The organism is Nitrosomonas sp., from assembly GCF_040256045.1.
GTDB lineage: Bacteria > Pseudomonadota > Gammaproteobacteria > Burkholderiales > Nitrosomonadaceae > Nitrosomonas.
The window spans coordinates 1-7,810 of sequence record NZ_JBDZWD010000074.1 but is presented as its reverse complement, the minus strand read 5'-3'; the positions used below and the strand labels follow the sequence as shown (position 1 = coordinate 7,810).

8 protein-coding genes are annotated in these 7,810 nt (G+C 50.5%); 7 read left to right on the top strand and 1 reads right to left on the bottom strand.

The window, feature by feature from the left end; all coding sequences use genetic code 11:
* Positions 1-209 precede the first annotated feature (209 nt).
* Complete coding sequence (locus tag ABUL11_RS10655; RefSeq protein ID WP_350283832.1) at positions 210-845, bottom strand: c-type cytochrome; 636 nt, start codon at positions 843-845, stop codon at positions 210-212.
* 107 nt (positions 846-952) lie between these two features.
* Between ABUL11_RS10655 and ABUL11_RS10650 the strand changes: the two genes are divergently transcribed.
* The 7 genes from ABUL11_RS10650 to ABUL11_RS10620 all read left to right on the top strand — a co-directional run.
* Positions 953-1,555 carry a hypothetical protein gene (locus tag ABUL11_RS10650; protein ID WP_350283831.1) on the top strand — a complete coding sequence of 201 codons (603 nt, stop codon included), beginning with the start codon at positions 953-955 and terminating at the stop codon, positions 1,553-1,555.
* A gap of 118 nt (positions 1,556-1,673) precedes the next feature.
* Positions 1,674-2,492: a type I methionyl aminopeptidase gene (gene map / locus ABUL11_RS10645; protein WP_350283830.1), complete on the top strand. Its 819-nt coding sequence runs from the start codon at positions 1,674-1,676 to the stop codon at positions 2,490-2,492.
* Between the two features lie 67 nt (positions 2,493-2,559).
* Positions 2,560-3,288 (top strand): ribonuclease PH, encoded by a 729-nt coding sequence (gene rph / locus ABUL11_RS10640; protein ID WP_350283829.1) that lies wholly within the window; start codon positions 2,560-2,562, stop codon positions 3,286-3,288.
* Positions 3,289-3,308: 20 nt separating this feature from the next.
* On the top strand, positions 3,309-3,932 hold the full coding sequence (gene rdgB, locus ABUL11_RS10635; protein ID WP_350283828.1) for an RdgB/HAM1 family non-canonical purine NTP pyrophosphatase: 624 nt from the start codon (positions 3,309-3,311) through the stop codon (positions 3,930-3,932).
* Between the two features lie 36 nt (positions 3,933-3,968).
* The gene (gene hemW / locus ABUL11_RS10630; protein ID WP_350283827.1) at positions 3,969-5,168 is read left to right on the top strand and encodes a radical SAM family heme chaperone HemW; all 1,200 of its coding nucleotides are present in this window, start codon (positions 3,969-3,971) and stop codon (positions 5,166-5,168) included.
* Positions 5,169-5,353: 185 nt separating this feature from the next.
* Positions 5,354-7,192 (top strand): copper resistance system multicopper oxidase, encoded by a 1,839-nt coding sequence (locus ABUL11_RS10625; RefSeq protein WP_350283826.1) that lies wholly within the window; start codon positions 5,354-5,356, stop codon positions 7,190-7,192.
* Positions 7,189-7,810 (top strand): copper resistance protein B (locus ABUL11_RS10620; protein WP_350283825.1); only part of this gene is annotated, 622 nt, incomplete at its 3' end. The genes ABUL11_RS10625 and ABUL11_RS10620, both read left to right, overlap by 4 nt.

Sequence of the window (7,810 nt, the reverse complement as noted above, 5' to 3'; positions counted from 1 at the left end):
TCAATCTCCAACCCGCTCGCGACTGAAAACAGAATTATTCAGAGCGGACTAATTACATTATTGTCTTGGTTAGTGAGCTGGATTTCGATGTAATCTTAGTGTGCCAGGAGTCAGACTGACCGGCAACCGGATGAATATTGTGGAAGATATAAACAAAAAGGGATAATCCATAGGAATTATCCCCTGCGATAATTAAGTAAGTGGAGATATTATCTGAGTGTGGCGATATACTCGGATACAGCTTGCATTTCCTGTGCACTCATACGTGAAACGATTGTTTGCATGGTGCTGTTTGTATCATTCTTGCGCGTTCCTTGCCGAAATGCCTGTAACTGAGACAGAGTATAGGCAGGGTATTGACCATCGATCCTCGGGTAATGTGGAGGAATGCCTTGTCCATTGGGGGAATGGCAGCTGGAGCATGCAGGAATAGAGTTTTCCAGATTTCCACCTTGGTACAGTTTCTTCCCTGCCTCAACCAGAGAAGTATCGCTGGAGGTTCCCGGCTGGGGTTCTTGCTGTGAATAATAAGCAGCGAGATTTTCGATATCATCCTGGCTCAAAGTTGCTACCATGGGAGCCATGATTTGGTTGTCACGCTTGACTGTTTCGCCTTCTACTACCTTGAAATCATGCAACTGTTTGGCAATATACCCTGGGTATTGTCCGGCAAGAATGGGATAAAGAGGGATGACACTGTTACCATCGACATTGTGACAACCAGCGCATATGCCGGCTGCGATTTCTTTCCCCTTTTCGATATTGCCTGCAGCCGGAGATTCGGCAAACACAAAGCCGGAGAATGTGAGTGCGATTGCTGCTACAGTAGTTCCAATGAATTTCATAATCGTATAAGGTTGGTTTCTGGTAATAAACGGTAAATATCCAAGTATTCTAACAAAATTTGTCGGCTGCAGTAAACGCCGCAGTCGCCTACCAAGAAATGCACGAGATGAGAAAATTTTCTGTTTTTCTGTTGCTGGCAAATATTTTCGCTGCTTTTTATCTTTATGGTAGACCGGATGATAACCTCCCTGCACCAATATCGTTGATCTATCCGGAAAAGATTGAATTGGTGCCGGCCAAAGTTGCATGTCTAAAATGGGAAAATCTGATCGAGCCAGTCGTGCAGCATGTCAGAGCGGAAATTTCCAAATGGGAGTCAGGGCAGGATACCATCACTGAAATTTCTAAAGGTGAAGTCACCGTTCATTGGGTGCATATTCCACCGTTACGAAACGCACGTGAGGCTGCAAAACAGCTCGAGCAACTGAAAAAATTGGGGATTTCCTCTTTGCATATTCAGGAAAATGCAGACAGCCCGTGGCATAATGCAATTTCTCTGGCAATTCTGCCGGATGGTTCTGACGCGGCAGCATTTGTTGAAGAATTGAAAGACAGAGGGATAGAACGTATTACGGATAGCGAACAGGTTCTGGAGCAGTTCGAGTTCGAGATTCGTAATCCAACGGAACAAATGACTGAAAGCATTCGGCAACTGGCGCATCAGTTCCCGGAAACAAAGCTGGAAGTAACCGAATGCAGCCGCTTATAAAATAATATGTGTTATCACTGGAGTGGTCAGATATTCAGTGTTCTTCTCATAGAAAGATCAATAGATTGCTTATCCGGAATTTTTCACAGATTCCGTAGGGTATTTATCATGATTGTTGATGCAAGCTGGAGCAGATTTAGTGATTCATATTAAAACAGTACCGGAAATTGAAACCATGCGTATTGCTGGCAGGCTGGCATCCGAGGTGCTGGATTATATCGGGCCTTACGTGGTGCACGGTGTAACGACCGGCGAACTGGATGAGCTTTGCCATCGTTATATGGTCGATGTACAGAAAACGATACCAGCTCCCCTCAATTATGCGCCACCCGGCTACAGCCCCTACCCGAAATCTATCTGTACTTCCGTGAATCATCAGATTTGTCATGGTGTACCAGGGGATAAAAAGCTCAAAGATGGAGATATCGTCAATATTGATATAACCGTCATCTATGAAGGCTACCATGGGGATACCAGCCGTATGTATTATGTCGGTGAGCCATCCATCCAAGCTAAACGATTGTGTGAATTAACCTATGAAGCAATGTGGCGCGGGATCGAAGAAATTCGCCCGGGCAAGCACTTGGGTGATATCGGTCATGCCATTCAGCGTTTGGCTGAAGGTGCCGGCTACAGTGTCGTCAGGGAATTTTGCGGGCATGGTATCGGTGCGAAATTTCATGAAGATCCCCAGGTATTGCACTATGGTCGTACTGGTACGGGAATCGAGCTCAAACCTGGCATGATTTTTACCGTCGAACCCATGATCAATGCAGGAAAGGCTGCCATTAAACAGCTACCGGATGGCTGGACCGTGATTACCAAGGATCACAGCCTGTCTGCACAATGGGAACATACCATTCTGGTGACAGATGAAAGCTACGAAGTGCTGACAGTCTCTTCGGGATCGCCTGCCAAGCCTGCTTACCGTTTCTGAACCTGATGACATTTTTTATCAGCAGGTTGCAATTACATACTTCCCGATTCATAAACAGGTGATTGACATGTCACGATGCAATAACCGTGCTCCTGCACAAATGCGCCCGGTCAGAATAATCCGCCATTATGTGCGGCAAGCCGAAGGCTCGGTGTTAATCGAGTACGGCGAGACCAAAGTGATTTGTACCGCCAGCGTCATCGAAAAAGTTCCACCTTTTCTCAAAGGTGCCGGCCAGGGTTGGTTGACGGCAGAATACGGCATGCTGCCGCGTTCCACGGGTGAAAGAATGCAGCGTGAAGCTGCCAGAGGTAAACAGTCGGGGCGAACCATGGAAATCCAGCGGCTGATCGGACGGGCATTGCGTTCCATTCTGGATCTGGAGAAACTGGGTGAGCGCACGATTCAGATTGATTGTGACGTGATTCAGGCGGATGGAGGCACCCGTACCGCCAGCATTACCGGCGCATTCGTTGCATTGTGTGATGCGATCGACTATCTGCATGCAGAACGGATGGTTTCACAAAATCCGATCAGGGATCACGTTGCGGCTGTCTCGGTAGGTATACTGAAAGGTCAGCCTTTGCTGGATCTGGATTATTTGGAAGATTCCGGTTGTGATACGGATTTGAATGTCGTCATGACAGGCAGCTTGGGGTTGGTGGAGGTTCAAGGGACAGCAGAAAAGGTCGTTTTCAGTCGTCAGGAACTGGATGTCATGCTGGATATGGCGCAACAAGGGTTGCAGGAGCTGTTTGATATGCAGCGAAAAGCACTGGAAGCCGCTGCTCCCTGACACTGAAAAGTAGTCGAGAAATGGAATCATCCCTGAACAAAATCGTTATCGCCAGTAACAATGCGGGAAAGCTTGCCGAAATCAGCAGGCTGCTGGCTCCGTTGGGCATCGAAGTAGTGACGCAGTCATCACTCGGGGTAACAGAAGCAGATGAACCTCATATGACTTTTGTTGAAAATGCGCTGGCCAAGGCACGGCATGCGAGTCTGGCAACCGGCCTGCCCGCGCTGGCAGACGATTCCGGAATATGCGTCAGTGTTCTGGGAGGGGATCCCGGTGTATTTTCTGCTCGTTATGCAGGAGAACCCCGCTCGGATGAGCGCAACAATCGCAAGCTGGTCGAGGCACTGCATGGTCAATCCGACCGTCGGGCTTATTATTACTGTGTGATCGTTTTGTTGCGCCATGGGCAGGATCCGCAACCTGTCATCATCGAAGACACCTGGCGCGGAGAAATCATTGCTGAACCGATCGGTCAGGGCGGATTTGGCTATGACCCGCATTTTTTCCTTCCGGAGCTGGGCAAGACGGCTGCCGAGCTTTCCATAGAGGATAAGAACAGGATCAGTCACCGTGGCAAAGCACTTGCCAGGCTGGTACAGATGCTGTCGGAGAATGAGACAGCGCCGGTTGTGCCGGTATAACGCATTTACGGCCATGCGGTCGGTTTGAAGAAAGATATGCCAGTTTTATCCGTGCCGGATTCAAAATCCCCTCGTCTGGCTGAACTGCCTCCTCTGGGGCTCTACATTCATTTGCCCTGGTGTGTCAGAAAATGTCCTTATTGTGATTTCAACTCACATGCGATCAATTCGGGTGGCGATTTTCCGGAATCCGAGTATGTGACGGCACTCAAACATGATCTGGAGCTTGCGCTGCCACTGATCTGGGGACGACCGGTCACCAGTGTGTTTTTCGGGGGGGGAACGCCGAGTCTGTTCAGTGCAACTGCTATCGATGCGATTCTTTCTCATGTGCGCATGCTGCTGCCCCTTGCAGCCGGTGTTGAAATTACACTGGAAGCCAATCCAGGGACGCTGGAAGCGCAGAAATTCACGGATTTCCATTCTGCTGGCATCAACCGGCTATCCATCGGTATTCAAAGCTTCAATTCCCGGCATCTGCAAGCACTGGGCCGCATTCACGATGGTACCGAGGCATTGCGTGCGGCTGACCTGGCATTGCAGCATTTTAGTAATATCAACCTGGACTTGATGTATGCGCTGCCGGGGCAGGCCCGGGACGAAGCGTTGCAGGATATTGAAACGGCCTGCAATCGGGGAGTGGCGCATATTTCTGCTTACCATCTGACCATCGAACCCAATACTCCATTTTATCGCTATCCACCGCAATTGCCGGACGAGGACACATCAGCCGATATGCAGATCATGATCGAGCATGTTCTGGCGGAACGAGGCTACCGGCACTACGAGACTTCTGCGTTTGCACAATCCGGGAAGTCATGCCTCCACAACATGAATTACTGGCAGTACGGGGACTATTTGGGAATCGGAGCCGGTGCCCACAGCAAAATCAGCTTTCGTGACAAAATCATCCGACAGATGCGCCATAAACATCCCAGGCAATATATGGAGCAGGCCATGGCTGGAAATGCCTGTCTTGAGAATCTGCTTACCACGGAGCAGGAAGTAGGGCCGCAGGACCGGATTTTTGAATTCATGATGAATGCGTTGCGGCTGACGGATGGTTTTGATCCCGGATTATTTCATACCCGTACCGGATTGACGATTGCATCCATCCAGAAGCCGCTCGCTGAAGCCGAGCAGCGCGGGTTGATCGAATGGCGACACGATTGCATCCAACCAACACCTGAGGGGAGACGATTTCTGAACGATCTGCTGGAGATCTTTCTGTCGTAACCCAGGCAGTCAACATCCTTCAGAAGAGCTTCTGATTGATCGCACGCTGGGGGATGGCTGGTTTTTTTGTAGGGAAGGAGAAAGACAACATGTATGCTACTCCTTTTCTCTATCTGGAAATTCCTCGTATGGACAAACACACGAGCTGCTTTAGCCGGGTTTGAAATAAGGGGAGACGAATCAGGATGAATGACCCTATTTCAAGGCGTGTCTTTCTGAAAAGGTCAGGGGTACTGGGGACATTCGCTGCTCTGGACTGGATGCTGCCGACCTATGCCTCCGGATCTGATTCCCTGGGTGCAGTTACCCCGACTACGCAGTTGAGTGGAGATGTCATCAATCTCGCTATTGCCAGAACCCCGTTTCGCATCGATGATCACACTGCAACTGCCACAACCCTCAATGGTACGGTTCCAGGGCCTTTGCTTCGTCTGCGCGAAGGGCAGGACATTACCCTGAATGTCACCAATCATCTGGACGAGACTTCTTCGATACATTGGCACGGAATACTCCTGCCGCCTGAAATGGATGGTGTGCCCGGCGTCAGTTTTCCAGGCATCGAGCCGGGAGCGACCTTCTCCTACCGTTTCACGATCAGGCAGTATGGCACGTACTGGTTTCACAGTCATTCGGGAGGCCAGGAGCAGGCGGGCATGTATGCGCCGATGATTATTGATCCAATTGAGCCGGATCCGGTCAAGTATGATCGCGAATATGTGATCATGCTTTCGGACTGGAGCTTTTCTTCAGTGGATTCAATGATCGACAAGCTCAAAAAGCAACCCGGCTACTTCAACTTTCAGAAACGTACTCTGGGTGATTTTATCCAGGATGCGATGCGGGATGGCTGGCGCCCTGCACTCGATGATTACTTGATGTGGGCCCGGATGCGAATGGATCCGACGGATCTGGCAGATGTGACCGGCCATGCCTATACCTATCTCATGAATGGGCTGACTCCGGCAGCAAACTGGACGGGGCTGTTTCATCCGGGTGAACGCATACGATTACGTTTCATTCAGGTAGGGGTGATGACTTTTCAGGACATCCGTATTCCCGGACTCGGGATGACCGTAGTGCAAGCGGATGGGCAGAATGTGCAACCTGTTGAAGTGGATGAATTTCGTATCGGCCCGGCTGAAACCTATGATGTCATCGTTGAACCCGAAGAAGAGCGCGCTTACACGATCTTTGCAGAGACACTGGATCGCAGTGGTTTTGCACGCGGTACGCTCGCGCCGTGCCCTGGGATGACCGCAGAGATTCCACCGCGACGTCCCCGCCCACTGCGCACCATGGCAGATATGGGTATGCAACACATAAGCGGCGTGGATCATGGTAACCACGAACCTGACAATACAACCCAGAGTGGGTCAGAAAAAGGTATGCAGCACGACAATATACCAGATAGGCATGGAGAGCACGCGAAGGAGGGTATTCATGACAGACATGCTCAACCCGGACTTCCCGGCAGCAGCCCGGTCAGGCATAGTACCGACGATCATGGGCCCGGTAATCAGTTCATCCCGGATTTCACGCAGAGCCGTATGGATGAACCGGGTATCGGACTGGGAAATGATGGTCGCCGGGTGCTGGTCTACACTGACTTGAGGAGCCTCAAACCCTATCCCGACCAGCGCGAACCAGAGCGCGAGCTCGAAATTCATCTCACTGGTCATATGGAACGCTTCATATGGTCGTTCGATGGTGAAAAATATTCGGATGCGAGAGAGCCGATCTTATTTCATCATAGGGAGCGGCTGCGCTGGATTTTTGTCAACGATACGATGATGGAACACACGATGCATCTGCATGGTACGTGGATGTATCTGGAAAATGGTACTGGCGCATATCTCCCGCGCAAGCACACAGTGCTTGTCAAGCCCGCCGAACGTGTTTCTGTTGCTATTACCGCGGATGCGCCTGGCCCCTGGGCCTTCCATTGCCATCTGCTCTTGCATATGGAAACGGGGATGTTCCGTGTGGTCGAGATTCTGGAGGCAGCTCCCAGGACAAAATCGTGAAATCCTTTCCACGATTTGCGGCTGGCATTGTTGTGATCCTGTCTCCAGGTGTGGATATGCCGATGGCAAACGCGGAAACATTACTGAACAAGGAAAAACAGATTTTGCCCGGTTTGTCCCATCCTCGGGGCAAGTACCACCATCCGACCCACAGCGACCAGAACCGTGTGTTCCTGCGCGCCGATGTTCTCGAGTATCGTCCCGGGGGAGATGATAGCGATTTCCGCTGGGATGTACAGGGCTGGTACGGAGGAGATTTCAATCGTCTGTGGTTCAAAACTGAAGGCGAACGAAATACTGCTTTCAAGGCAGACCACGACATCGACATGCAGCTTCTGTACGGCAGGTTTATCGGGAAGTATTATGATTTTCAGATCGGTGTGCGCGGAGAGACGCAAATCTTCAGAGGGAAAGACGTGGCCCGGGTGCATGCGGTTATCGGGTTTCAAGGGCTCGTTCCCTATCGTTACGAAGTGGAGTCTGCACTCTTTATCAGCCAGCAGGGAGATGTTTCCGTACGCTTCCAGACATCCCGCGATTTTTTACTGACACAGCGGTTGATTTTGCAAGGACGTTTTGAGGCCCATGCGGCAGTGCAAAAGGTGGAGAAATTTACTA